This is a genomic window from Bacillus haynesii (genome assembly GCF_001969855.1).
Lineage (GTDB): Bacteria > Bacillota > Bacilli > Bacillales > Bacillaceae > Bacillus > Bacillus haynesii.
This window is the reverse complement of sequence record NZ_MRBL01000027.1, coordinates 59676-85021: the sequence shown is the minus strand read 5'-3', so window position 1 is coordinate 85021 and position 25346 is coordinate 59676. Positions and strand designations below refer to the sequence as shown.

Annotated in this window: 19 protein-coding genes and 1 pseudogene; 6 read left to right on the top strand and 14 right to left on the bottom strand. The window is 43.9% G+C overall.

Annotated features, from left to right (window positions below):
• Nucleotides 1-40 precede the first annotated feature (40 nt).
• Nucleotides 41-1183, bottom strand: coding sequence for a non-hydrolyzing UDP-N-acetylglucosamine 2-epimerase (gene wecB, locus BTA31_RS20245; protein WP_076793673.1), 1143 nt, complete (start codon nt 1181-1183; stop codon nt 41-43).
• Between the two features lie 325 nt (nt 1184-1508).
• Here wecB and galU point away from each other — a divergent pair, with 325 nt between their 5' ends.
• The gene (gene galU / locus BTA31_RS20240) at nt 1509-2387 is read left to right on the top strand and encodes a UTP--glucose-1-phosphate uridylyltransferase GalU (RefSeq protein WP_075751504.1); all 879 of its coding nucleotides are present in this window, start codon (nt 1509-1511) and stop codon (nt 2385-2387) included.
• A gap of 76 nt (nt 2388-2463) precedes the next feature.
• Here galU and tagH read toward each other — a convergent pair.
• Nucleotides 2464-3369, bottom strand: a pseudogene (tagH, locus tag BTA31_RS20235) (teichoic acids export ABC transporter ATP-binding subunit TagH); the annotation flags it as partial.
• 20 nt (nt 3370-3389) lie between these two features.
• Nucleotides 3390-4217: an ABC transporter permease gene (locus BTA31_RS20230; protein WP_076793667.1), complete on the bottom strand. Its 828-nt coding sequence runs from the start codon at nt 4215-4217 to the stop codon at nt 3390-3392.
• Between the two features lie 362 nt (nt 4218-4579).
• Between BTA31_RS20230 and BTA31_RS20225 the strand changes: the two genes are divergently transcribed.
• The gene (locus tag BTA31_RS20225) at nt 4580-7099 is read left to right on the top strand and encodes a glycosyltransferase (RefSeq protein ID WP_076793666.1); all 2520 of its coding nucleotides are present in this window, start codon (nt 4580-4582) and stop codon (nt 7097-7099) included.
• 51 nt (nt 7100-7150) lie between these two features.
• Here BTA31_RS20225 and BTA31_RS20220 read toward each other — a convergent pair whose 3' ends face one another.
• Together BTA31_RS20220 and tagD are read right to left on the bottom strand one after the other, a co-directional pair.
• Nucleotides 7151-9280 (bottom strand): CDP-glycerol glycerophosphotransferase family protein, encoded by a 2130-nt coding sequence (locus tag BTA31_RS20220; RefSeq protein ID WP_076793665.1) that lies wholly within the window; start codon nt 9278-9280, stop codon nt 7151-7153.
• 142 nt (nt 9281-9422) lie between these two features.
• Nucleotides 9423-9812, bottom strand: coding sequence for a glycerol-3-phosphate cytidylyltransferase (tagD, locus tag BTA31_RS20215; RefSeq protein ID WP_020453152.1), 390 nt, complete (start codon nt 9810-9812; stop codon nt 9423-9425).
• Nucleotides 9813-10175: 363 nt separating this feature from the next.
• Here tagD and BTA31_RS20210 point away from each other — a divergent pair, with 363 nt between their 5' ends.
• Nucleotides 10176-10955: a WecB/TagA/CpsF family glycosyltransferase gene (locus BTA31_RS20210; RefSeq protein WP_076793672.1), complete on the top strand. Its 780-nt coding sequence runs from the start codon at nt 10176-10178 to the stop codon at nt 10953-10955.
• Nucleotides 10956-10974: 19 nt separating this feature from the next.
• The gene (locus tag BTA31_RS20205; RefSeq protein WP_076793664.1) at nt 10975-12138 is read left to right on the top strand and encodes a CDP-glycerol glycerophosphotransferase family protein; all 1164 of its coding nucleotides are present in this window, start codon (nt 10975-10977) and stop codon (nt 12136-12138) included.
• A 19-nt stretch (nt 12139-12157) separates the two neighbouring features.
• On the opposite strand, the gene BTA31_RS20200 is transcribed toward BTA31_RS20205, so the two are convergent.
• The 8 genes from BTA31_RS20200 to BTA31_RS20165 form a co-directional block, all read right to left on the bottom strand.
• A complete protein-coding gene (locus tag BTA31_RS20200; protein WP_076793663.1) occupies nt 12158-14797 on the bottom strand; it encodes an N-acetylglucosaminidase in 2640 nt (879 codons plus the stop codon).
• A 130-nt stretch (nt 14798-14927) separates the two neighbouring features.
• Nucleotides 14928-15878 (bottom strand): mannose-6-phosphate isomerase, class I, encoded by a 951-nt coding sequence (manA, locus tag BTA31_RS20195; protein ID WP_076793662.1) that lies wholly within the window; start codon nt 15876-15878, stop codon nt 14928-14930.
• A gap of 171 nt (nt 15879-16049) precedes the next feature.
• Nucleotides 16050-16496 carry an anaerobic ribonucleoside-triphosphate reductase activating protein gene (nrdG, locus tag BTA31_RS20190; RefSeq protein ID WP_076793671.1) on the bottom strand — a complete coding sequence of 149 codons (447 nt, stop codon included), beginning with the start codon at nt 16494-16496 and terminating at the stop codon, nt 16050-16052.
• Nucleotides 16493-18361: an anaerobic ribonucleoside triphosphate reductase gene (locus BTA31_RS20185; RefSeq protein WP_076793661.1), complete on the bottom strand. Its 1869-nt coding sequence runs from the start codon at nt 18359-18361 to the stop codon at nt 16493-16495. The genes nrdG and BTA31_RS20185 overlap by 4 nt, the downstream gene beginning before the upstream one ends.
• Before the next feature lie 170 nt (nt 18362-18531).
• Nucleotides 18532-19515 carry a 2-keto-3-deoxygluconate transporter gene (gene kdgT / locus BTA31_RS20180; RefSeq protein WP_043926512.1) on the bottom strand — a complete coding sequence of 328 codons (984 nt, stop codon included), beginning with the start codon at nt 19513-19515 and terminating at the stop codon, nt 18532-18534.
• Nucleotides 19516-19600: 85 nt separating this feature from the next.
• Nucleotides 19601-20215: a bifunctional 4-hydroxy-2-oxoglutarate aldolase/2-dehydro-3-deoxy-phosphogluconate aldolase gene (locus tag BTA31_RS20175; RefSeq protein WP_043926513.1), complete on the bottom strand. Its 615-nt coding sequence runs from the start codon at nt 20213-20215 to the stop codon at nt 19601-19603.
• A gap of 5 nt (nt 20216-20220) precedes the next feature.
• Entirely contained in the window at nt 20221-21186 is a 966-nt protein-coding gene (locus BTA31_RS20170; RefSeq protein WP_076793660.1) for a sugar kinase, read from the bottom strand.
• A 101-nt stretch (nt 21187-21287) separates the two neighbouring features.
• Nucleotides 21288-22304, bottom strand: a complete 1017-nt coding sequence (locus BTA31_RS20165) for a LacI family DNA-binding transcriptional regulator (RefSeq protein ID WP_043926515.1) — start codon at nt 22302-22304, stop codon at nt 21288-21290.
• A gap of 254 nt (nt 22305-22558) precedes the next feature.
• On the opposite strand from BTA31_RS20165, the gene kduI reads away from it, so the two are divergent.
• Both kduI and kduD read left to right on the top strand, forming a co-directional pair.
• Nucleotides 22559-23386: a 5-dehydro-4-deoxy-D-glucuronate isomerase gene (gene kduI, locus BTA31_RS20160; RefSeq protein ID WP_076793659.1), complete on the top strand. Its 828-nt coding sequence runs from the start codon at nt 22559-22561 to the stop codon at nt 23384-23386.
• 15 nt (nt 23387-23401) lie between these two features.
• Nucleotides 23402-24166 (top strand): 2-dehydro-3-deoxy-D-gluconate 5-dehydrogenase KduD, encoded by a 765-nt coding sequence (gene kduD / locus BTA31_RS20155; RefSeq protein ID WP_076793658.1) that lies wholly within the window; start codon nt 23402-23404, stop codon nt 24164-24166.
• A 43-nt stretch (nt 24167-24209) separates the two neighbouring features.
• Here the strand turns inward: kduD and BTA31_RS20150 are convergent, their stop codons facing one another.
• A complete protein-coding gene (locus BTA31_RS20150; protein WP_043926518.1) occupies nt 24210-25343 on the bottom strand; it encodes a zinc-dependent alcohol dehydrogenase in 1134 nt (377 codons plus the stop codon).
• Nucleotides 25344-25346 lie beyond the last annotated feature (3 nt).

Sequence of the window (25346 nt, the reverse complement as noted above, 5' to 3'; positions counted from 1 at the left end):
TTGTCAACGGTCTGAAAGCTTCCTGAAAAGGAAGCTTTTTTTATTTATCTTTAAACACGTCAGGCCGCGCACTTCTGTATCCGTACCGGTAAAGAAGCGCCTCCACAATTCGCCGCGAAGCCTGTCCGTCCCCGTACGGGTTTGAAGCCCGGGACATTTTGCGATATTCATCTTGATCGGTCAACAGCTGTTTAGTCAGCTGATAGATCTTATCTTCTTCCGTACCTGCCAGTTTAAGCGTCCCGGCCTGAACGCCTTCAGGGCGTTCCGTCGTATCGCGAAGCACGAGGACCGGTTTTCCGAGCGATGGCGCTTCTTCCTGCACCCCTCCCGAGTCGGTGAGGATGAAGTGAGCTTCGGCCGCAAAGTTGTGAAAATCAATGACTTCGAGCGGCTCTATCAGATGGACTTTATCCAAATCGCCGAAATGCTTTGCAGCCGCTTCACGAACAGCGGGATTGAGATGAACGGGATAGACAACCTGTACGTCGTCAAATTCTTCGACGATCCGCCTGATCGCTTTAAACATGTTTTCCATCGGCTCCCCTAAATTTTCACGGCGGTGGGCGGTAAGCAAAATCATCTTGTCATTCCCGATTTTTTCAAGAACGGGATGTGAATAGCCGTCTCTCACTGTTGTGCGAAGTGCATCGATTGCGGTATTTCCCGTGACGAAAATCGTCTCCGGGTCTTTATTTTCGCGGAGCAGATTCTGTTCGGCCTGCTCTGTCGGCGCAAAATGAAGATCGGCAATCGATCCCGTCAGCTGCCTGTTCAGCTCTTCGGGAAACGGCGAGTATTTGTTTCCGGTCCTGAGCCCCGCCTCTACATGGCCGACGGAAATTTGGTGATAATAAGCGGCAAGACTTCCCGCAAATGTCGTTGTCGTATCACCGTGAACAAGCACAATGTCCGGTTTGATGGACTGAAACAGCTCGTCCAGCTTCACAAGCGCATTAGACGTAATTTCAGCCAACGTTTGCCTTTCTTTCATGATATTCAAATCAAAATCAGGCTTTATGTTAAAAGCTTCAAGCACCTGGTCAAGCATTTGCCTGTGCTGGGCTGTAACCGTCACATAAGACTCAATGTCGGGATATTTCCTTAATTCAAGGACGAGCGGCGCCATCTTAATGGCTTCAGGGCGCGTGCCGAATACTGTCATGACTTTTAGTTTCTTCATTTTTCTATCACCTGTTTTCTTTATGAACAGCTTTTTTTTAAGAATCGTCTGCTGAATCGATTGCTTATGGACGATATTCTCATCATAAAACATCCATTGATCAAACCGCAAACCATCCTGTTGAAGAATGAGATTTCCCTTCATTATATAACATCTTTACGCTTTATACCTGTTTACACTTGTTTAAGAATTGTTTTTCTTATATGATGAGTTTGTAATTGTAATTTTTCGGGGTATATCATACATATATTCAGCATACTCTCCGCTTGCTAAGCGTATTTTTCCTGGCTGAGTAGAAAACATAGTTTAAGGAAGGTGTATTGAATTGAAGAAAGTTCGTAAAGCGATCATTCCCGCAGCGGGCCTTGGAACACGTTTCCTCCCTGCAACGAAAGCGATGCCCAAAGAAATGCTTCCAATCGTAGATAAGCCAACCATTCAATATATTATTGAAGAAGCCGTTGAAGCCGGTATTGAAGACATTATCATCGTAACCGGTAAAAGCAAACGAGCGATTGAAGATCATTTCGATTTCTCGCCGGAACTCGAACGAAATCTAGAAGAAAAAGGTAAAACCGAACTGCTTGAAAAAGTAAAAAAAGCGTCAAATCTCGCTGATATCCACTATATTCGCCAAAAAGAACCAAAAGGACTCGGACATGCCGTTTGGTGCGCCCGCAACTTTATCGGGGACGAGCCGTTCGCAGTGCTCCTTGGAGACGACATTGTCCAAGCAGAAAAACCTGGTCTTCGCCAGCTGATGGACGAGTACGAAAAAACTCTCTCATCCGTTATCGGTGTTCAGCAAGTGCCTGAAGATCAAACGCACCGCTACGGGATCATTGATCCTCTGACAAATGAAGGACGCCTATACCAGGTCAAAAACTTTGTTGAAAAACCAAAACCGGGAACGGCACCGTCTAACCTTGCGATTTTGGGACGGTATGTCTTTACTCCTGAAATTTTCATGTACTTAGATAAACAGCAAATCGGTGCGGGCGGAGAGATCCAGCTGACAGATGCGATTCAAAAGTTAAACGAAATCCAGCGCGTATTCGCTTATGACTTTGAAGGCAAACGCTATGATGTCGGAGAAAAACTCGGTTTTATCCAGACAACTCTCGAATTTGCCATGCAGGACAGCGAACTGAAGGATTCATTGATTCCATTTATGCAAGACCTCCTGGCAAAAGAAGAAGTTTAATAAAAAAGCTATTGGATGGATATCCAATAGCTTTTTATAATGTCATCTGCAAAATGACGCGTCTTTCCTTTTAAACAAACATCGCTCCGGCAGCCAATACGACCAGGATGGACAAACCAGCAATCGGAATGATATTTGCCAAAGATTTTTGTTTTTTCTTGTCTTTTTCAAGATGAGCAAGATCTTCTTCGGACAAGACCTGTTTGCGGCTGGCTAATTGTTCTTTTTTATATTTGTCTTTCTCTTTTTTGGAAAGCTTTTTAAACCAGCTTATAAATTCTTTATATTCCTTTACGACCGTCTTTGTGTCATCAAACATGCGAAGCTCGCCATTATCGATCCAGGCAACCCGATCGCAAATTTTCTCAATTTGACCGATTGAATGGCTGACGAAGAAAATGGTTTTCCCTTGATTTTTAAACTCGGTAATTCTGTCAACACATTTATCATAGAAGGTTTGATCACCTACTGATAACGCTTCGTCAATAATTAAAATATCAGGATCGATATGCACTGAGATCGCAAAGCCGAGCCGGGATTTCATTCCGCTGGAATAGCTTTTAACCGGCTGATTGATAAACTCGCCGATTTCTGCGAATTCAACGATACTGTCATACATCTCATCAATTTCTTTATTTGTGAGCCCCATCATTAAGCACTTGAGACGAATGTTGTCTCTGCCCGTCAGCGCATTGTTTAATCCTGCGGAAATCGCAATCAGGGAAGGCTGCCCGTTCATTTCGATTTCACCGCTTGTCGGCGGAATGATTTTTGCCAGCAGGTTGGACATCGTCGATTTTCCCGATCCGTTAATCCCTACAAATCCGATCGTCTCCCCTTCATACACGTCAAAGGAGACATTCCGCACAGCAAAAAAACCTTTATCTTTAACCGGAAAAAACAGCCCTTTAATTTTATCCGATTGTTTTTCATAAAGCTGATACTGTTTTGAAACATTTCGAAACGAAACTTTTAGTTTCATCATTAAAATCTCCTTACGTATTAAAGAAAGTCAACAAACCTGTCTCTGAATTTCATATGCAGGACAGCTCCTACAGTCAAGAGCAATAATGTGAAAGCCCAGAAATACAGCATGTAAGTCGCATCTTCGAAAAACCAGCTTCCGCCGAGAAAACTGTTTCTGAATCCGTCGATAATATAAAAAAGCGGATTCAGCTTAATCACGTTCAACAATGCCGGGTGCTTGTCCCCCAGCTGCGTGGAAATATCCCAAAAAATCGGCAGCAGGAAAAACAACAGCCTTGTCACAGATTGCAGCAGGAACTGATAATCCCTGACCAGTACACTGATCGTTGAATTAAACAAACTGAATGCGAACATAAAAACAATCATGCAAAACAAATAGTAAATATATTCAAGCCACTGAAGATTTGGATAAATGCCAAACGCAAGCAGCACAATGACATAAATCGCCATCATCACAAAATAGCTGAACAGGTTAGCCGCAATCGCCACTGAAGGAAGAGAGCTGATTGGAAAATTCATTTTGGCCACCATGTTAATTCGTTTATATACACTGTTTGAACCATCAAGAATCGTCGGACTGATAAAAAACCAAGGAATCAAGCCGGCAAGCATCCAGATGATGAAAGGCACTTCTCCGACGCCTGTAACCATCTCACTGCTCTTTCTGATTCCGATCCCAAATACAAACCAATAAGCCAGCATCTGAATGAGCGGATTCAAAAACTGCCATAACACGCCCAAGTAATTCATTTGATATTTTGATTTTGTTTCGTAAGCCGCCAACCTGATGATTAAAGGCAACGATAAAAACTGTTCTTTTAACACTCTTATTAATGCTTTCATGATTTATCTTCCTTAGCATAATATAATAGCCGTTACATCGTGCACCGAATAATTGTAACAAATTTTATTCGTTATTGCTATTACAAACAAATATCTAACAAAACGCATGCCTGTTATAATAGGAAAAAAAACAACACAAATATTTACTCCCTCAATAGGCAATGCGAGGATATCACCCCAATATTATCATTCATTTTATTAAATAAGGCTATATTGCTTTATGCGTTTTGTTAGCATATACTTATTAGCGTGTCAAACCTTACTTAAAGTCTTCATTTATTTAAGATACTAAAAATAATTGGGAATCAAGTAATAGTCAACATTAATTTCTTTGATTGGATTAGGGGAGGAACAGTATTTTTATGAATTTTAAAAGAATCAAAAAGATAGCGAAGAGAAAAGTCCGCTTTATAATAGATCCTTTAAAGGAATACCTTAGCAACAAAAGAGTACGTATTCGAGCGAAATATAGTCAATATGTCTCTCTTCCGATAAAGGAAAAAACAGTTCTTTACGAAGCTTACCATGGACGCAGCATAAGCGGAAACTGTTATGCAATCTTTTTAAAATTAGTTCAAGATAAAGACTTTAAAGATTATCATCATGTTTGGGTTATTAATGATATCAGCGACCCAATGGTCGAAGAACTTAAAAGGAATTATCAAAATGTTTCATTTACATCTGTTGACAGCAATCATTATTTAAAATACCTTGCTACGTCTAAATATTTAATTAACGATACTTCCTTTCCATTTTACTTCGTTAAAAGGGATGAGCAAATATACATTAATACCTGGCATGGAACACCTTTAAAAACGCTTGGTTTGGATATTAAGAATCGCGGAATGTCAACTCACAAGAACATTCAGCGAAACTTGCTTCACAGTGATTATCTTATCAGTCCTAATCAATTCACTTACGAGAAATTGCTTAAATCGCATGACATCTATGAAATTTATGCCGGAAAAGTCGCAGATATCGGATATCCGCGAACAGATCTTACATTGGAAACAAACGGTGAAGAAGTAAGAAAAACGCTTAATATTCCTTTAGATAAGAAAGTCATTCTGTATGCTCCTACATGGAGAGGGACAGTCGGAAAAGAAAACGACACCAGCCAAGTGCTTCTTGATGAAGTAATGGATATACAAAAATCTATGGGCGATGATTATATCGTCTTATTAAAATCTCATTACTTCACATTTGAATATTTCAAAAAAAATAAATTGGATCATTTATGTGTACCAAATTGGTATGACACCAATAAGTTGCTTGCGGCTGTCGATATTCTTATAACAGACTATTCAAGTATTTTCTTTGACTTCCTACCATTAAAAAAACCGGTCCTGTTTTATATGATTGATCATCAAGAATATGAAGCAGAAAGAGGCTTCTACTTAGATATTAATAATCTGCCGGGACCGGTATGTGAAAGCCTAAACGAATTAATTGATAAACTGCAAAATATTCACATACTGAAAAAAGAATTTAGTGAACAATATGACAAGTATCTCGAAGAATTCTGCTACAATGATGATGGTCAAGCATCAAAACGGCTCGTCGAGATGATTTTCAAAAAACAAAACCAAGAACAGCTCATAAGCACAGAAACAGATAAACAAAAACTCCTCTTCTATTGCGGAGGTTTTTATAACAACGGAATTACGATGTCGGCAATTAACCTTTTTGATCATATTGATTATTCAAAATATGAAGTGACTGTTATTGATAATGCCAATGAACATAAAGACAAGTGGAAAAACATCCGAAAACTCAACCCGAAAGTTCATGTACTATATCGTCCGGGTGTTTTTAACAAGACGCTCAAGGAGACCTATGAGCACCAATTGGTTTTACGGAGAGGCATTTATACTGACTCTATGTCTAAAACCGCTCCGGTCAAAGCTTACCAAAGAGAATTAAAACGAATTATTGGAAATGCAAAGTTTGATATAGGGATTGATTTTGGAGGCTATAATAAATTTTGGTCTATGTTATTTGCATTTGGACAATTCAAGACAAGAAGTATTTACCTGCACAATGATATGATGGAAGAGTACAACAAGAAAATTAATGGGAAATACAAACATAGAAAGAACTTAAAAGTTATATTCTCTTTATACAAATACTACGATAAAGTGGTGTCTGTGGCGAAATCAGCTAATGAAGAAAATTACAAGAATTTACGCCAATTCATTCCTGATGCCGATAGAAAAATGGTATATGTCGACAATGTTATTGGTTCAAAACAGATCTTGAAAAATAAAGATGTAAAGAACACAGTCCAGACGAACGGTAAGGAATATTTAATCCTTCGTGAACAGAACGAAGAAAATCCTAATATACTCAATATTTTTGGGCTGACGGTTCCGAAAAAAGAGAATTATAATTTTATCAACATCGGCCGTCTATCACCCGAAAAAGGACAAGAAAAATTAATCAATTCTTTTGCCCGGCTGCATAAGGAATTTCCAAATTCTAAATTGTATATTGTAGGAGATGGACCGCTGAAAAAACAGCTGACATTGCAAGCTGAAACGTTAGGCTTGGAAAACGATATTATTTTTGCAGGTCAACTCGAAAATCCTTTTGCTTTATTAGATGAATGTGACTGTTTTGTCCTATCTTCCGATTATGAGGGACAGGGACTCGTCCTAATGGAAGCCATGATAGTCGGCAAACCTATTATTGCTACTGATGTTACCGGTGTACGTTCGGTTCTTGAGGGAGGCCTCGGATTGCTTGTTGAAAATACCGAAGAAGCACTTACAGAAGCTATGAAGAAATATATCACAGAAGGTATTGAATATCGCACCTTTGATTATGAATCATATAATAATCATGCACTGCAGCTCTTTTATAAAAATGTGTGTCAGTCTTAGCTCCAAACAAAAACAGCTTGAGTATAAACTCAAGCTGTTTTTTTATGAAGATCAAAATATAGTTTTGACGACCCGCTCAGAAGCTTTGCCATCTTCAAACGAACAAAATTTTTCATAAAACGACTCATAATTCTTGTGTAATTGAGGGTTCCTCAGTACCCTTTCCATCTCTTCCATAAGCTCAGATTCATTGTAGACCAATGTTCCAGGTGCTTCTCTTTCAAGATCAAAATAAAATCCTCTTAAGGTATCCCTATAATTTTCGATATCATAAGTGTAGAAAATGATAGGTCTTCTTAAATTTGCATAGTCAAAAAATACAGACGAATAATCTGTAATTAAAATATCACTGATGAGATACAACTCTCTAATGTCGGGATACAGTGAGGCATCGTATATAAAACCTTCATACTGTTCAAAATCAAAGCTTTCAGCTACTAGATAGTGCATTCTCAACAGAATGACAGAATCTTTCCCAAACTTTTCTTGCATCTTGTCTAGATCCATTTGAAGCTGGAACTTGTATTTTCCCTTAGCATAAAATTCATTATCCCGCCATGTCGGTGCATATAAGATGACCTTTTTATCTTCGGGGATATTCATTTTTCTCTTTATGGCCTTCATCGTTTCCGGGCAGTTGTCTGTATACAGAAAGTCATTCCTCGGGTAGCCGGACTCAATCATTGTTTTGTTAAATTGAAAAGCGCGGGCAAAGATTTCGGTTGAATAACGATTCGGGGATATTAAATAGTCCCACTTCGATGCTTCTTTAGTGAAATTTTGCTTGTACTTCTCAGTGTTGGTGCCCGGCATGTGCACTTCTTCCATATCAACGGCAAGCCTTTTCAGCGGAGTCCCGTGCCATGTCTGCACATATGTCGTGTGCTTTGGTTTTGGTATCCATAAAGGAAGCCGGCTGTTTACAACCCAATATTCCGCCCTTGCCATGGCGAACAGCCACTTCAGCGTGAATCGGTTAATATAAGGGACATTTTTTTCTTCAAAAATTTCTGTATAACTCGGATTTACACTCCATATTAAGTTGTATTCCGGATGATGTTCCTTCATATATTCGTAAATGGCTCTCGGATTGCAGCTGTACTGCTTACCGGCAAAACTTTCAAACATGACGGTTTTCTTTTTAACAGGCAGTTTGCCGGCCAGTCCAAAAGTAAAATAGTATGCTCTCTTCACCATGCCCGAAATCTTTTTCTTTACTTTATTCTTGCCTTTGCGAATGACTGACATCAGCCTTTTGCTTTTTCCTTTGGCAAAATAAACCGCACGGGTTTTGATCGTATAGTCGTTCATTCTTAGGCGCATACCCCGTTTTCGTTTCTGCGGATAGATGTGAAAACGAGCCGGTCCTTTTTTTGTATTAACAATTGAAAAACGGTCTATATCATCTATAAGCCTGAATGCCCTGCTTTTTATAACGGTTTCCTCCCCTGTTACAGCATCTTCACCTACGTATTCTATATAAAACTGAAAGAAAGCAGGCATCCTGTTCTCTTCATACAGCTTTTTCAGATCGATTTCAGCCTCAAATCCAACGGCATGATCTGAAGAATGAGCTGACAAATCGCCGCGCTGAACGTCTTTTAAAGGAAAATCAAAAACCCTTTCCTCATCTTTTTGACTAATTTCCTTTAAAACCAACCTTTTGCTTTTTATCATCAAACGTTCTTCCGCATCGAGCAGAAAAGTATAGCCTCCGATCATTAGTTTTCCTTCGGAGCTTAACTTAATGCTATCCGGTTCCGCCACTGCTTTTCTCCGTAAAGCATCAAGAGCGAAGTGGCCTTTTCGGGTCGTATACGGCAAATAAATGAACTGATTGGCTCGATCCTGATGCCAATACAGCTCAATCGGTTTTGAGGCTGTGTAAATCCTCTTTTTACATTGATTTTTTTCATTATTTTCATATAGCACATAAAAATCGATGACCGTTTCGTCTATCATCAGGTTAGATAGGTTATCTAAAGATATCTCCGCTGCTTTTAACTGCTCTGAATCGCTTATTTGGTTACAAGTTACACGCATCTCTTTTTTCGAATTGCGGTTCACTGCCAAAACACCGACATGATCAAGAGAGATAGAACTTTCGAACACAAAATAGAGACGAGTATCGTTAACTTTTATTTCCCGCAGCTGAAATTTTAACGGAATTGCACTATCCATAAAATCAGTCTACTCCTCTTTTTTTATTCAAAAGCAAAGCTGTTCATACTTATTATATTAAAATGATTCGTATACGAAACAAAAAGCACTTCTTATCTTTTTTAAGAAGTACTTTTTGAATTTTTATTCAACTGAGCCGACATTAAAGGTTCGCGATTTCCTCTTTGATCTTCGTCGTGGAAATCCCTTCGGTTCTCGGAAGGTAAACAACCTCGCAATGATCCTTCAAGAAGTCGAATTTTCCTTCCCAGTCATCTCCCATGACAAATACATCGATGTCATGGTCGATCACATCTTGTACCTTTTGATCCCAGTTTTTTTCCGGGATGACTTCGTCTACATAGCGGATCGTTTCTAGAATGAGCTTGCGGTGCTCATAGCTGTGATAAGCTTTTTTCTGCTTTTGAAGATTGAATTCGTCAGTCGAAATCGCTACGACGAGATAATCCCCCAATTGTTTTGCCCGTTCCAATAACTTGATATGTCCCCAATGTAATAAATCAAACGTTCCATATGTGATGACTTTCTTCATTGTCATGCGCTCTCCTTTCTAATCTTAAGGCGAAAAGCTATATTGATATATCAAAAACACTCGATAAGTTACATTCATTTCACAGGTCTTTACTGATCATTCATTATAGCACATCGCCTATCAAACGTTAAGTATTCTTTAAGGTTAATGTAATTCCAAATTTTATCTAAAAAAATCGAGCATTTTCTGAATAAGATGTAAAAAATCTTAATCTAATGTAAAGATATTGTTAATCTTTTATGAATGATCTATGCTAAAATATACGTTAGACCTCCTGAATTTTTGGGTTGGTCTCTTAATCTTCGACTTTTATACATTCGTATATACTTACATTTCTTAAACCGGAAGGAGGAAAAAACTATGCTGCAAACGGAAACGGTTCATCATCTTGCATATGTTAACGGGGATTTGCCCGGATTTTTGAATCATCTTGAAGAATCCTTTATCGACCGCAATGAGGGGGCGTTTATCGCAACGGTAAACCCTGAGATCGGGTATGCGGCTGCAAAAGACAAGGATTATTTTAAAACAGTTTCATCTGCTGACTTTATCCTGCCGGACGGAATCGGCATCGTCCTGACTTCAAGGCTGATTAACAGCAGATTAAAATCGAGGATCGCGGGGTACGATGTATTTATCAACCTCCTGAGCCTGGCTGAACGCAAAAAGAAAAGGGTCTTTTTATACGGGGCCAAACAAGAGGTTATTCAAGCTGTTGCTGATCGGCTGTCAACCGAATATCCCGGAATTGAGCTGGCCGGATACTCACACGGCTATGTCAAAGACAAAGGCGAAGTTGCCAAGCAAATCGCGGCTGCCAAGCCCGACATGGTTTTTGTAGCTCTCGGATATCCGCATCAGGAAAAGTTTATTTATGAACATAAGCATCTATTTCCTCAGGCGATTGCGATCGGCATCGGGGGGAGCTTCGATGTGTTCAGCGGAAAAGTGAAAAGAGCACCGAAAATGTTCATTAAGCTGAATCTTGAATGGATGTACCGCCTGCTGACCAATCCGACGAGGTGGAAGCGGATGCTGAACATCCCGAAATATGTCTTTTCCGTTCTGAAAGAGGAAAGAGTTCAAAAACAGCGGCACTACTATCCGGAGCAGATCAAAGAGCAATCTAAAATCGATTTGTAGAAAAGAGTTTGGATAACGAATGAATATACGTTCTTTATTGGTTATGATTTACTCGGCCGGTCTCGCTTTAACCGGTTTTATTTTCAAAAGGGTAAAAGCGCGCGACAGAGTTGTATTGCTTGTTTCCTTTCCGGATAATGCGCGCGCGCTGCTGGAGGAGTATGTCAACAGCAGCCGGCCGTTTGAATTGGAAGTCCTTTTTACAAGGCACGCCGTTTCCCTTGCAGATGAATATCCTTCCGTTCGCTCGCAAGTGATCAACGAGAAACATCCGATTGATCTCATAAAAGCCGTATATCGGATGTTTAAGTGTAAATTCGTTTTAACGGATAATTATTTTCTCCTGACAAGTGTTTTGAATAAACGCCCTCAGACGACATGCATTCAAATTTGGCATGCATCCGGCGCTTTGAAAAAGTTCGGACTCGAAGATATCGGAAACCGATATCGATCTACCGGCGATATTAAGCGGTTTAAAAAGGTATATCGTTCATTTGATTATATCACCGTCGGTTCGGAGAAAATGGCGGACATTTTCAAGCGGTCATTCGGCGTGGAAGATGACCGTTTTTTGCGGACGGGCGTTCCGTTAACTGATGAATATTTTCATGCCGGAAAACAAACAGCGGATCGTCCAGACCAAAAGGTTATTCTGTATGCACCGACATACAGGGACTATTGTTTGACCTCCGTCCGTCTCCCATTCTCTAAGGAGCAGCTCTCCGGGGAACTGAAGGGAGAATTTTTACTGTTGGTCAAACTGCATCCGGCCGTGCGGGAACAGATTACTTTTGAAGAGCACGAAGGGCTGATTAAAGACGTATCAGACGTTCCGTTAAAGGATTTGCTGATGGAAAGCGACATCCTGATTTCTGACTACTCGTCGGTCGCCTTTGAGTACGCTTTGTTAAATAAACCGATTCTGTTTTTCACGTATGATATGGCAGAGTATAATGAAAAACGCGGACTGATCGATGATTTTGAAGCAGTCATTCCCGGCAAAGCCTGCATGGACAGCGAAATGCTGCTGAAAGAAATCAAAGAAATGTCCGGCACAAAGGAAGAGATCAAGAGGTTTGCACAAGAATGGCATCAATATTCAACAGGCGATGCCAGCGTGCGCCTGTTGAACTTTATGAGCGAGCATATGACGGCAAATGAAAAAAGACCGGCCTGTTCCTAATGGAACATAGCCGGTCTTTTTATGATGATGACCGATAAACCGGCACATCATAGTACAACGTATATTGATCAAGCAATGTATAAAGACTGTACATTCTCCCCACCTGCTTATAAGCCCAGCCGACATCTGTCGCATATTGGTGAAGGGCATTCGGAGACCACCTCATTTTATAGAGCGTGTCCTGTTTGTAAGTCGGGTGGTGAATGTATTTTTCACCGATGAATTTGGCTCCGCCCATAATGGCGGCTTCAGGTGTGAACCACCCTTGTTCATAGGCGTATTTTGCACCGTAGTAAAGCGGGTTGCTGTCGTAAGCCCCGACGCCGTACATATTGTAAACCTTTTTGCCGTTGAACATCGTTCCTTTGGCTAACTCGGAAGTTCCGTTGCCCGTCTCAAGGAGCGAGTGCGAAATGAGGTACAGTTCATTGATGCTGCATGCTCTCGCCGCGTCAATGAACGCTTGGCCTTTGCCTGTCAAAATCCCTTTATTATAAAGGATTTTTGCATTGACTTCGGCGGCATTCAATCCGGCCGTTTGCGACAGTTTTAAAAATTGGAAGTATGCCGAGCTGTCTTGTGTGAAATTTTTCGGATTGACATATTTCTCGACTTCATCCCTGCTGGCATTTCGCCAATTCATTCTGATTTTTGCCCAGCCGTTTTCCTGGGAGAGGATGTTGACTTTATCCCCTTTTTGCAGCTGTCCGATGATGTTGCCGCTTGTCACAAGGGGGCTTGACCTGATATTCAGCAGATCAGCCGTGACGGTTTGATTCGCCGTATTGATGTAGCTCAATGAAACATATGCCGACGCATCCGTTTGCGGGCTGACTTTCATCTGTTTGTCGACCATCTGACTGAGCGTGATTCCGTAGTCAGTCGTTGTGATTTGCGGGCCGTTTTTCACTTTGATGACATTCACCGCCCAGCCGTAATTCGTTTTGATCCGATTGGCGGCAGCATCCGCACGGTCTTTCCCTGTAAATAGTTCATTGATTGAGGTGTGAAACAGGCTGACCGACTTTGTTTGGTAAGTTGCGCTGACATTGTTCTTCTTAAAGACATTCAATCCCTTGTCGAGATCTGCTTTACTTGTGATCTGACCTGTCGTCACCCGGTACTGCCTGTAGCCGTACTCACCCGTTTGTTCAATCTTGCCCGGTATATTCTGCTTGCTGAAAAATCCGAGCGCTTGCTGTAATTTCTCCGTTCCGATCATAGCTTCCGAACTCAGTTTGTACCGGCTGTAATATTGGCCGGTCTTCACGGCCTCTGCGTGAATGCCTGCTTCTTTAAAGAAATTGAGTGCCTTCGTCACTTTGTCCTGTTCGTATACGGATTCCGTCGTCAGCTGATAATGGCTGTACACTTTTTTTCCTGTTGGTCCGGCCGTTCCCGCCGCACCGTTTTTCTTAAAGAATTCCAGTCCTTTATTGATTCGCGCTTGGACGGCTGTTTCGCCGGACGTGATCCGGAAGCGGCTGACGGTCGTGCTGCCGGCGCTTTGAGCAGACGCCTGAATGTTTTTGTTTTTAAAAAACCGGATGCCGTCGTTTGCTTTCTTTTGATCTGAAAGCGGGACGGAAACGATTCTGAAAGATGTCTGCTTTTTTCCCGTCTTTGCAGCAGTATAACGCCACGTTTTCTTTTTGAAAAAGGCGTCGATTTTTTTGAGGTTTTGACTGTCTACGCTTTTCATGCTTACGATCCAAAAGCGCGTACCTTTTACCTTTTCCGTGCTTGAGGTGAGACCGGTATTCTTTTTAATTTGTCCGGCGGCATTTTTCGCGCTCTTTTCGTCATTAAAATATCCCGATTTCACATTGTAAAGCTGTGCCGGCTGACCGGCAGCTTCATATGCCCCTTTGACCTTGAGCTCTTTTTCAAACTGCTTCAGCAGATTTTTTGCGTTTGTTTCGCCTTGTATCGAACCTGTCACAATTTTATATCTGGGCTGTTGTTTCTTTACTGTTTCTATCGTTCCTTTAAGGGCAGTTTCTTTTTCAAATCGGACAAGCAGGCTTTTCGCTTTGCTCTCATCTGCGATTTCTCCTGAATAAAGCTTGACGAGCGCTTGCCCCGCTCCGTATGGTGCGTACGACGCTTTGAGGCCGGTCTCTTTTTGAAAACGGTCGAGGATGGCTTTCGTATTGTCTTCGCCTTCGATTCCTCCCGTGACGACCTTCACATAAGCTTCCCTGTTTCCTGCAATTGTATAGGTCGCTTTCAGACCGGTTTCCTTTTCAAATTGGAGCGCCCATTCCTTGGCTTTTGCTTCACCGACAAATTCCTTTGATACCGCTTTGGAAAACGGTTCTTTCTGTCCAACCGGACCATAGGACGCCTTCAAGCCGGTTTCTTTTTCAAACTGCAAAAGCAGATTTTTTGCTCTGCTCTCCCCTTCGACACCTTCTGATCTCAAAACGTATGTTGTGCCGTTTTTTCCTGAAGGTTTGACCTCGGCTTTCCATCCCGTGTCCTTTTTCAGTTGTTCTGCCGCTTTGAGCGCTGCGCTTTCGCTATTAAACTCTTTTGTTGTTTCAATTTTGTAGACGGAAGTATCGGTATACGCTGCTAAAGCAGGGATTGCCGGGACTGCCGTATGTATGAGCAAAATGATTGCAGCAAAAATAACGGTTTTTCTAATGTTTTTCACATTCTCTACTCCCCTCGCCTATAAGCCTCCCAATTTCAAAAACTTGCTTTCTCTTTTTATCGGCGAGCCGGAATATTTTTTCATACAATAAAAAAGCTTAACGGCCTTCTTTTGCAGACCGTCAAGCTTTTTATATGTGTGACACGATAAGTTCGCATGTTCCTTCTATTGTAAAATCATTGGTTTCGGCCGGAAGGATAAAATTTGTTCCTTTGCTGATCGGAAATAATTCGCCACCCTGAGTGAGCTTTCCTTCTCCTTCAATCACGCTGCATAGCAGGAAAGGGGCATCCTGGGTCAGCTCAGCGGCACCGTCGATCTCCCATTTGTATACGGAGAAGTATTCGGCTTCAACAAATGTCTTAATGGTAATGCCTTTTTGAGTTTCTGTCGATTCGTCAACATAGCTGTCAACGTGCGGTACTGTTGTGACATTGATCGCCTGTGTCAGGTGAAGCTCGCGCTTTTCTCCATTTTGATCAGTCCGGTCATAATCATATACCCTGTACGTCGTATCGGAGCTCTGCTGTGTCTCCAGAACGACCGTCCCTTCGCAAAGAGCGTGAATCGTGCCGCTTGGCACATAATAAAAATCGCCCGGCTTGATTTTGATCCGCCTTAACAGGTTGTCCCAATCACCGCTGTTGATCATGGTGACCAACTCTGTCCGCGTTCTTGCCGTGTGGCCGTAAACAAGCTCGGCTCCTTCTTTGCAATCGATGATATACCAGCATTCTGTCTTACCGAGTTCCCCGTTTTCGTGTTCTCCTGCATAATAGTCATCCGGGTGGACTTGAACGGAAAGGTCCTGATTGGCATCAAGTATTTTCGTTAACAGCGGAAAACGGTCTCCCTCTGCACCGCCGAACAATTCGCGATGCTCGTCCCAAAGCTCGGCAAGCGTTTTTCCTTTGTAAGGACCCGAAGCAACGATGTTTGGCCCGTTTGGATGGGCGGAAATGGCCCAGCATTCACCTGTTAAATCAGAGGGAATGTCATAGCCGAATGTCTCGCGCAAAGCCGTTCCCCCCCAGATCCTCTCTTTAAACTCAGGCTGCAGAAATATCGGTGATTGCGGCATGAAGCCATCTCCTCCCTTAATTCACGATTGTCTTATATAAATAAAACGCTTTCTTTTATTGATAGACATGTATGATGAAATATAAACCTTTTCATATTCATTATGACGTTATCTCAATAGAAGTCAATGCCGGAAAGGAAAAACAGAAGCCCCGGTGGCTTCTGTTTCTGTTTATGCAAGCTCAATAATGCGCTGGTTTGAGCTTCCTCTGTAAAGGAGCGTCAAATCCCTTTTTTTGATTTCGAACGGGCCGTCTACCAGGACATCGCAATAGGCCAGCAAAGCGCTGTGTTTTTCATTCTTCAAGATCTGTTCGTACGTATAGCCGCTGTAAAGCCAGATGTCCTTTTCGGAATGCTGCTTAATTTTCTCAGACAGTTCGATCAGTTCGCCTGCATGCAAAAGCGGCTCCCCTCCTGAATAGGTGACGTTTGTAAGCGGGTTTTTCATAATTTCCTCAAATACTTCGTCTACACTCATATCAAATCCGTTATTGATATTCCAGCTTTGTTTATTATGGCAGCCTTCACACATATGCGGGCAGCCCGCCAAAAACACGACTGTTCTCAGTCCTTCTCCGTCTACGATGCTGTCATGGATAATATTCATCACTTTCATAGATGCTTCACTCTGTCCTTTTCTTCTTGTCTTTTCGCCGAATTCCACTTTGACATATCTCCGACTAAATATCCTGTAATCCGTCTGATCCGTTCAATCAAAGTCTCATCCCGGTTTTTGCACTGCGGACACTCGTTATCTATGATTCCGGTAAATCCGCACGCCTTGCAGTGATCGACAGGATGGTTAATCGAGGCGTAGCCCATGCCAGACCGGCGCATGGCGGTCACAAGCATGTCCATCGCTTTAATGTTCTTTTTCGGGTCTCCGTCCAGCTCGATGTAGCTGATGTGCCCCCCATTGCACATCAAGTGGAACGGCGCTTCTTTTCTGATCTTTTCGATTGCAGTCAGCTTATAGTGAACAGGGATGTGAAACGAATTCGTATAGTACATCCGGTCTGTGACATTGTGGATCGAACCGAACTCCAATTTGTCCTTTTTGACAAATTTCCCTGAAAGTCCTTCTGCCGGCGTGGCGATCAAGGAAAAGTTCAGCTTGTGTTTTTCTGTGGCTTCATCCGCCTTATCTCTCATCAATTGAACGATTTTTTTGCCGAGTTCGAACGACTCTTCGCTCTCCCCGTGATGTTTTCCGGTCAATGCAGTCAAAGCTTCAGCCAGCCCGATAAATCCGATGCTCAATGTTCCGTGCTTTAGCACATCCTCAAGCGTGTCCTCAGGATCGAGCTTCTCGCTTTCATGCCAGATGCCTTGCGAATACAGGAATTTAAAGTCTTTTGCTCTTTTTTTGCATTGAAAGGCGTACCGTTCAAGCAGCTGTTGAATCGTTAAATCCATGTAGCGGTTTAACAAGGCAAAAAACTGTTCAACGTTTTCGCTGAGCAGCCCTATTTTGACAATGTTGATCGATGTGAATGACAAATTCCCTCTGCCGACGCTGTTTTCTTTTCCATGAATATTGGACATGACGCGCGTTCTGCATCCCATATAAGCGATTTCGCTTTCCGGCGTTCCGTCATAAAAAGGTTTATTCACGGGCGAGTCGATAAAGCTGAAGTTCGGAAACAGCCTTTCAGCGCTCGTTTCCAATGCAAGCCGGTACAAGTCATAGTTAGGGTCTGTTTGATCGACGTTGACGCCTTCTTTCATTTTGAAGATCTGAATCGGAAAAATCGGCGTCTCACCCTTGCCGAGACCTGCTTTTGTCGCCTCAAGAATATTTTTGATCAAAAGGCGGCCTTCCCTTGACGTATCCGTTCCGTAATTAATTGAAACAAACGGAACCTGTCCGCCGCCCCGCGAATGCATGCTGTTGGCATTATGTATAAAGGCTTCGCACGCTTGGTAAGTTGTGTTGTCCGTTTCTTCCCACGCTCTTTCCCTTATCTCTTCTTCTGTCAAAGTTGTCGGGTATTGTTTGATTTTCGCGAGATGCTTTTCGTACGTTTTCCGGACGTAAGGCGCCAGATCGTAATCGAACATCGGGAATGACTGGCCGCCATGCTGCATATTTTGATTCGATTGAAAAATGATGGATGCGAGTGACAATGCGCTCATAATGTCCTTCGGTTCCCTGAGGGAGCCGTGGCCTGTGTGGAATCCGCCTGTTAACAGCCGGCTCAAAGGTATCTGGCAGCAAGTCGTTGTCCCGCTCGGCATATAGTCTAAATCGTGCGGGTATATAAAGTTGTCTTCGACTGCTTTCTTGATTTCCGGCGACATTAAGTAATGGAGCGCATAATGTCTGGAACTCTCGGATGCAAACCGGCTCATTTGCCCCATCGGGGAGCGGCCGTCTACGTTGGCATTTTCCTGCATAATATCGTGATCTCCATACCCGACGATATCATGAAATGTTTCTGTCAATTGTAATAATCCCTGTTCTTTAAAGCCTGTTGTCATCCTAATCTCTCCTAAAAAGTAGCATATATAGTATCCGTTTATTCATTAGATACTATATATTGATATTATCACAAATTACATTCGTCAAATTTAGCAATTTGGTGACGTTATTCGAAAACGGTTATAAAAAAAACGCCCCGGACAAAATGTCCGGGGCGCCTGCGGCAAAATTACTTGTAATCGATCGTCATTTGTTTCGGAGGTTTTCTTTGTTTCGTCCGCTTTTCGATCCAGACGGTTGCAAGCGGGGTCAGAAGCGAGGTGACAATGACGCTTGTCGCGATGATCGCGGTCGCTGAATCAGCTACCGGCGCAAACACGGGGTTTGCATCGGCAAGCGCATACGGCACGGCTACAGCAGCCCCTGCCGTTGATGATGCCGCTACGCCCGCGACACCGTCTCCTCTTGCGACAAAGCGGTCCAGCAGATATAGAGTAGCACCTGAGAGAACAACGACTGATACGCCGACAACAATGCCTAAAAAGCCGGATTGGATCAACATTTTAAAATCGAGCGTGTTTCCAAGTGAAAATGCGAAGAACGGAATGATCGCCGGTACGACTTTTCCGAACAAATCGCGCAATTCAGGGTCAAGGTTCCCGAGAATGCAGCCGAGTAAAAACGGAATGACGGTTGCAGCCAGCGTCTCCCAAGGAAATGCCGCGAGCCCTGTCACACCGAAAGTGACCATCGTCATAAACGGGCCCGATTCCGTGCTGATAAAGGCAAAAGCACCGGCATCTTCCTTTCTTCCCATATGGTTCATTAAAGCCAAATACAGACCGCCGTTCGTTTCATTCATAACAGCGACAATCGCCAGCACAGACAGTCCCGCAAAAAACCCGCTTTGAATGCCTTCGTCTGGAATGAACTGCGCTGCGATCAAACCCAATAATGCGGCAAAGCCGACTTTGCCGAGCAGAAGCGTCAGTCCCTTCCTCGCAATATATCCTGAAGAACGAAAATCTATTGTCGCGCCAACGCAAAAGATAAATACCCCTAAAATCGGCAGCGTTCCGGTAATCAGGGCGCCTGTAAATCCGCCGAAAAACTCCGCGGTTCCCGGAGCAAACGTATTCAGCGTTGCGCCCAGAAAGAGCGGAATGATCATCATGCCGCCCGGCACACGTTCAATCGTTGCTTTAATTTTCATCATTTTTTCTCCCATTCTAAAAATTAATGAAAAAGCAAAGCTGTCGATCTTGCAAAACCTGAAGTCTTTTCACGCTGCGCACGCTTTATTTCTGCCGAACCCGCCGCTGAAAGATGCGCTGGAGATCCGCTTCTGACACTTTGTTCAGCTGGCTTCCCACTCCTACTGCCAATGCTCCGGCATCGAGCCAGTTCTCCACATCGCCGGGATGGATCCCTCCGGTTGGTATGAATCGAACCTTCGGAAAGGGACCGGCGAGGTTCTTCATGTAAGGAATCCCGGAGGTCCCCCCCGGAAACAGCTTAAGAACCCGAAAACCCTTTGAGACCGCTTCCATAATTTCGCTTGGTGTTAATACGCCGGGAATAAAAAACGTATGCAATGAGGCGGCTTCCTCAGCCAGTTTTTCCGAAAAGCCCGGGCTGACGATGAATTTTGCCCCCGCCGCCGCGGCTTCCCTCGCCTGTTCGCTTTCAACCACTGTTCCGGCTCCGACAAGGAGACCGTCTTTTCCTGCAAATTTTTCAATCAGCTCAGACGCTCCCGGCGTCGTATATGTGATTTCAATCGCAGTTATCCCTTTGTCGATCAGTCTGTGAATGCCTTCCTCAGCAGCCTCCTTATCGCCTGCACGGACGACTGCGATCAGCCCGGCCTCGGCCAGCTGCTCTTGCACTTTTCCGATCATAGACATTTCCATTACGGTCAACCTCCTATTTTTTGGTTGTTTTCCTCTGCGGCCATAAAAGCTTTCAATTGATCCCTTGACGGCAGACCGTCCATATCCCCCGGAGCCATGACGGCCAGCGCTCCGATCGCATTTGCCCTCTGAATCGCTTCTTCCAGCGGAAGTCCGTCTAAAAGGCCGCTGATCATGCCGACGGCAAAACCGTCACCAGCGCCAACGGTATCAACAACCTTTTCCACCTCATAACCCGGTACATAACCTTCTTTTTCCGATGTACGGTAATAAGCCCCTTCTTTTCCAAGCTTGATGACAATCACCTTGACCCCCTGCATCACATAATATTGAGCGATATCCTCGGGAGAATTGCAGCCTGTCAGGAGTTTTCCCTCATTGATCCCCGGCAGAAACCAGTCTGCCTGCGCGGCGATCTCATTAATCGTATGAACCATTGTCTGCTGGTCCGGCCAAAGCTGGAAGCGGAGATTCGGGTCAAACGAAATCGTCTTCCCGTCTTTTTTCATCTGGTGAACGGCGTGGCGGGCAAAGCCCCGCATTTCCCTTGAAAGGGCAGGAGGTATGCCTGTCACATGCATATGTTTGGCTTGCTTGAAATACTCTGCCGGGTAGTCATCAATGCTCATCGTGCTTGCGGCTGATCCGCTCCGGTAATATGTGACATCAGGGTCCCCGCTTTCAACCTTTGACTTGAGCAGTATGCCCGTCTGCCGGTCTGCAGTGCGTTTGACTTCAGAGATGTCGACGCCTTCTTTTTTCAATTCATTTAAAATAAAGGTTCCAAGCGAATCGGCACCGACCTTGCTCATCCAGCCGACCCGAAAGCCCAGGCGCGACAGTCCGACGGCAACGTTTGTTTCCGCTCCGGCAAGAGCCTTGGAAAACGAAGAAGTCTCATGCAGTCCGCCTGTTTCATTTGCGTAAAACATAGCCATCGATTCTCCGAAGGTCATCACATCAAGCGACATGATTTCACTCCCCTTTCAAAATGGTACCGGTTTCAAACATAGTTGCGGAAAAACACTCCCCCTAAGTTTTCGGGTGCATGAGTGTTTCCGTTTGACAAGTTCTACAGAGACTGCCTGTGAACAAGCTCCGCCTCAAGCTGAATCGTCTGCGGAGCACTTTCATCCCCTTCAATCCGTTTGATGATCCGCTCCATGGCGACCCTGCCCATTTCATGCGACGGCTGGGCGATGGTCGTAATGCCCGGACCGATCAATTTATACCATTCGGTATCATCAAATCCGGCAATTCCGACGTCTTCCGGAATCGAAATGCCAAGCTCATAAAGGCAGCTGATGATTTTCAGCATTAGAAGCCCGTTGTTTCCAAGAATGGCTTTTTTCCCTTCTTTCATTTCCAAAAAGCTTTTGACGGACTGTAAAAGAGATTCTTTGTCTTTAACGTCAGTTTCATATACAAGAGGGATACCGCCGGCATTGCGTTCAAGCGCGATTTCTGTATAGGCGGAAACCCTTTCCTCCCTCGGGCTGATTCCTTTAATCGGCTCGGTAAACAGACCGACCTGGGCGTAGCCTTTGTCATACATGAGATTGACGATTTGACTTGTCACTTCGCGGTTGTTCGTTGTAACTGTATCGATCTTAAGCCCTGGCACTTTCCGGTCAACGAGCACAATCGATACATCCTGGCTGATTAAATCCATGAGCACATCGTTGTTCCTTCCCGTCGTATTAATAATCAGCCCTTCAATGTAATGCGCGTTCAGCTTGTGCAGCATCTCCCTTTCTTTCTCAGGACTGTTGTCCGTGTTGCAGACCATGATGCTGTACCCGTACTGATCGCAAACCTCTTCCACCCCTCTCAAGGTGGCAACTGAAAACGGGTTTGTAATATCGGCGACCAAAAATCCGATAACTTTGCTTTTTTTCACCTTCAGCCCCTGTGCCATCTGGCTGGGGCGGTAATTAAGCTCCTCGATCGCTTTTTTGATGCTTTTCACCTTTTTCGGTGAAATGGCATCAATCTTCCCGTTGATATAACGGGAAACCGTTGATTTTGATACGCCTGCATGTGCGGCTACTTCATTGATGGTTACTTTCGCTGTTTGCTTATCCTTCATTCAAGTACTCCTATAACCTTATGATTTGAAACCGATTTCAAAAACTTTATATCATCAGCATATCACATCATTTAAAATTTGGAAGAGTATTTTTTAATATTTCAAGATTGACCTTGACAATATTCAGAAAAAAATGAAAAGACTGTTGACGATTTCCATTATTTACTTTAAAATTCATGTTTGAAACCGTTACCAAAAACTTTTGGCACTTCATTCAAGTCAGTCTAAAACGCCCAATTCAAGGAGGAGAAGGTATGGAAAATCGTTATTCTGTTCATCCAGAACAAGCGAAACGATTCACAACCGCAGAGCTTCGCGAGCATTTTTTAATAGAGTCATTGTTTGATGAAAACAAACTGAACATGTTTTATTCACATGAAGACAGAGTCGTGATCGGCGGAGCCGTTCCAGTGAAGGAGTCATTAGCGCTCGATGCCGGCGATTTTTTGAAAACGGACTACTTCCTGGAACGGCGTGAAATCGGGATTGTGAATGTCGGCAAGCCCGGTGCGGTTAAAGTCGGTGATGAAGAATACGTACTGGAGCACAAAGATTTTCTCTATATCGGTCTGGGGAATAAAGACATTTCCTTCTCAAGCTTGAATGAAGGCGGGGCTAAATTTTATTTCATCTCGGCGACGGCACACCAAAAATATCCGGTGCAAAAAACTTCGCTTTCAGAGCTTCCATACGATCATTTAGGAGAAGAAGCCTCTTCAAATGTCCGTAATCTATACAAAGTGATTCATGCAGACGGCATCCAAAGCTGCCAGCTGATGATGGGCATTACGTTTCTTGAACCCAATAACACATGGAACACGATGCCGGCGCATGTTCATGACCGGCGGATGGAGGTTTACCTGTATCTTGACCTTGCTGAAGATGCAAAGGTGTTTCATTTCATGGGCGAACCAACGGAGACCCGGCATCTTGTCGTCGGCAACGAGCAGGCTGTCATTTCACCCGCATGGTCTGTCCATTCGGGCTCCGGCACATCCAACTACTGCTTTATATGGGCGATGGCCGGAGAAAACTATACATTTAAGGACATGGATGCTGTCCCGATGAATGTCATACGATAAGGACGTGAACGTGAGATGGGATATCTTGAATCGTATTTTTCACTTGAAGGCAAAACGGCGCTTGTCACAGGCCCGGGAACGGGAATCGGCAAAGGGATTGCCGAAGCGCTTGCAAAAGCGGGAGCGGATATCATCGGCACTTCACATACGAGCGGACTTGATGAAACAAAGCGGCTGATCGAAGAAGCCGGCAGAACGTTTACGTCTTATCAGCTTAATATGGGCAACCTTGACGAAGTTGACGCTTTTGCAAAAGAGGTGCTTGATCGCCATCAGATTGATATTCTCGTTAACAATGCCGGGACGATCCGCAGAGAAAAAGCGGCTGATTTTTCCCGGGAGAACTGGGAAGCGGTGATTAATGTCAATTTGAACAGTTTATTTTTGCTGACGCAGGCTATCGGCCGGCAGATGATTGAACGAAACCATGGAAAAATCATCAATATTGCCTCCCTTCTTTCATTTCAAGGAGGCATTCTCGTCCCTGCATATACGGCAAGCAAGCATGCAGTAGCCGGATTGACGAAGTCTTTTGCCAATGAATGGGCAGCTTATAATGTCCAGGTCAATGCGATTGCGCCGGGCTATATCGCGACGAACAACACAAGGCAGATCCGCGACGATCAAAACCGCAATGCCGAAATCTTAAAACGGATTCCGGCCGAGCGCTGGGGTCAGCCGGATGACATTGCCGGCGCCGCCGTATTCCTTTCTTCGCCGGCATCCGATTATGTGAATGGACATGTGCTAGCCGTCGATGGCGGTTGGCTGGCAAGATAATGCGTCGAAAAGGCTGCCGGTAACTCGGCAGCCTTTATCATCGCTATGGCTTCAATATCACTTTAATGCAATCATCTTCATGGCCGTTGAACAAATGATAAGCGCGGCCGGCTTCTTCAAGCGGAAGCTGATGCGTAATGATTTCCTTCGGATCAAATTGATTTTCTTCGATCTTCTTGTAAATCTCCGGCATCAAATGGATGACCGGGGCCTGCCCCATTTTCAGCGTAACATTTCTAACAAAGAACGCGCCGAGCGGAAACATATTATAATTGCTTCCATATACCCCCGTAATCTGTACGGTTCCGCACTTTCTGACCGCCTTTGTAGAAATTTGAATCGGCCCGAGCGTGCCGCCCTGAAGCTTCAGTTTTTGCTCCAGGTACTCAAGCGGAGATTTTTTGCCGTCCATTCCCACGCAGTCGATCACGACATCCGCCCCGCCTTTTGTAATCTCCTTTAAATGTTCGCCCATATCAGGATATTTTGTAAAGTCAAATACTTCGACGCGGTTTAACGCTTCAGCCTGCCTTAAGCGATAGTCCAAGTAGTCTACTGCAATGACCCGCTTCGCCCCTTCCATCCAGGCAAACTTCTGCGCCATTAATCCGACCGGTCCGCAGCCGAGAACAATGACAGTGTCCCCCTTTTTGACGCCTGCGTGAAGCACGCTCCAATACGCGGTTGGCAGGACATCTGACAAAAACAAGAGCGACTCGTCCTCCATCTCGCATGATTCAGGGATGACAAACGGCGTGAAGTTGCCAAACGGCACTTTTAAATATTCAGCCTGGCCACCAGGGTGGTTTCCGAACTTTTCCGAGTAGCCGAAGTATCCGCCTGAATCATAATGGGGATTGGCATTGTCGCACTGACTTTCCAGCTTGTTTTCGCAATAAAAGCAATGTCCGCAGGCAACGGTAAACGGGATGACGACCCGGTCTCCTTTTTTTACTTTTGTTACATCAGGTCCTGTTTCTTCTACAATTCCCATCGGTTCATGGCCGAGCTGGAAGCCTTTTGGAAGAGGGAAATTCCCTTGATAAAGATGGAGGTCTGACCCGCAAATCGCCGTAGAAGTAATTCTGACAACGATATCATCGCTTTTTTCAATTTTAGCGTCCTCCACCTGGCTGACTTCAATATGCTGAGGTCCTTGAAACGTTACAGCTTTCAAATT

Coding starts and splice junctions, on each gene's coding strand:
- wecB (WP_076793673.1), bottom strand. CDS start 1,183: ATGAAGAAACTAAAAGTCATGACAGTATTCGGCACGCGCCCTGAAGCC.
- manA (WP_076793662.1), bottom strand. CDS start 15,878: ATGCCGCAATCACCGATATTTCTGCAGCCTGAGTTTAAAGAGAGGATC.
- BTA31_RS20205 (WP_076793664.1), top strand. CDS start 10,975: ATGAATATACGTTCTTTATTGGTTATGATTTACTCGGCCGGTCTCGCT.
- BTA31_RS20185 (WP_076793661.1), bottom strand. CDS start 18,361: ATGACAACAGGCTTTAAAGAACAGGGATTATTACAATTGACAGAAACA.
- BTA31_RS20175 (WP_043926513.1), bottom strand. CDS start 20,215: ATGGAAATGTCTATGATCGGAAAAGTGCAAGAGCAGCTGGCCGAGGCC.
- BTA31_RS20225 (WP_076793666.1), top strand. CDS start 4,580: ATGAATTTTAAAAGAATCAAAAAGATAGCGAAGAGAAAAGTCCGCTTT.
- kduI (WP_076793659.1), top strand. CDS start 22,559: ATGGAAAATCGTTATTCTGTTCATCCAGAACAAGCGAAACGATTCACA.
- BTA31_RS20170 (WP_076793660.1), bottom strand. CDS start 21,186: ATGTCGCTTGATGTGATGACCTTCGGAGAATCGATGGCTATGTTTTAC.
- tagD (WP_020453152.1), bottom strand. CDS start 9,812: ATGAAGAAAGTCATCACATATGGAACGTTTGATTTATTACATTGGGGA.
- kdgT (WP_043926512.1), bottom strand. CDS start 19,515: ATGAAAATTAAAGCAACGATTGAACGTGTGCCGGGCGGCATGATGATC.
- nrdG (WP_076793671.1), bottom strand. CDS start 16,496: ATGAAAGTGATGAATATTATCCATGACAGCATCGTAGACGGAGAAGGA.
- kduD (WP_076793658.1), top strand. CDS start 23,402: ATGGGATATCTTGAATCGTATTTTTCACTTGAAGGCAAAACGGCGCTT.
- BTA31_RS20230 (WP_076793667.1), bottom strand. CDS start 4,217: ATGAAAGCATTAATAAGAGTGTTAAAAGAACAGTTTTTATCGTTGCCT.
- BTA31_RS20165 (WP_043926515.1), bottom strand. CDS start 22,304: ATGAAGGATAAGCAAACAGCGAAAGTAACCATCAATGAAGTAGCCGCA.
- BTA31_RS20220 (WP_076793665.1), bottom strand. CDS start 9,280: ATGGATAGTGCAATTCCGTTAAAATTTCAGCTGCGGGAAATAAAAGTT.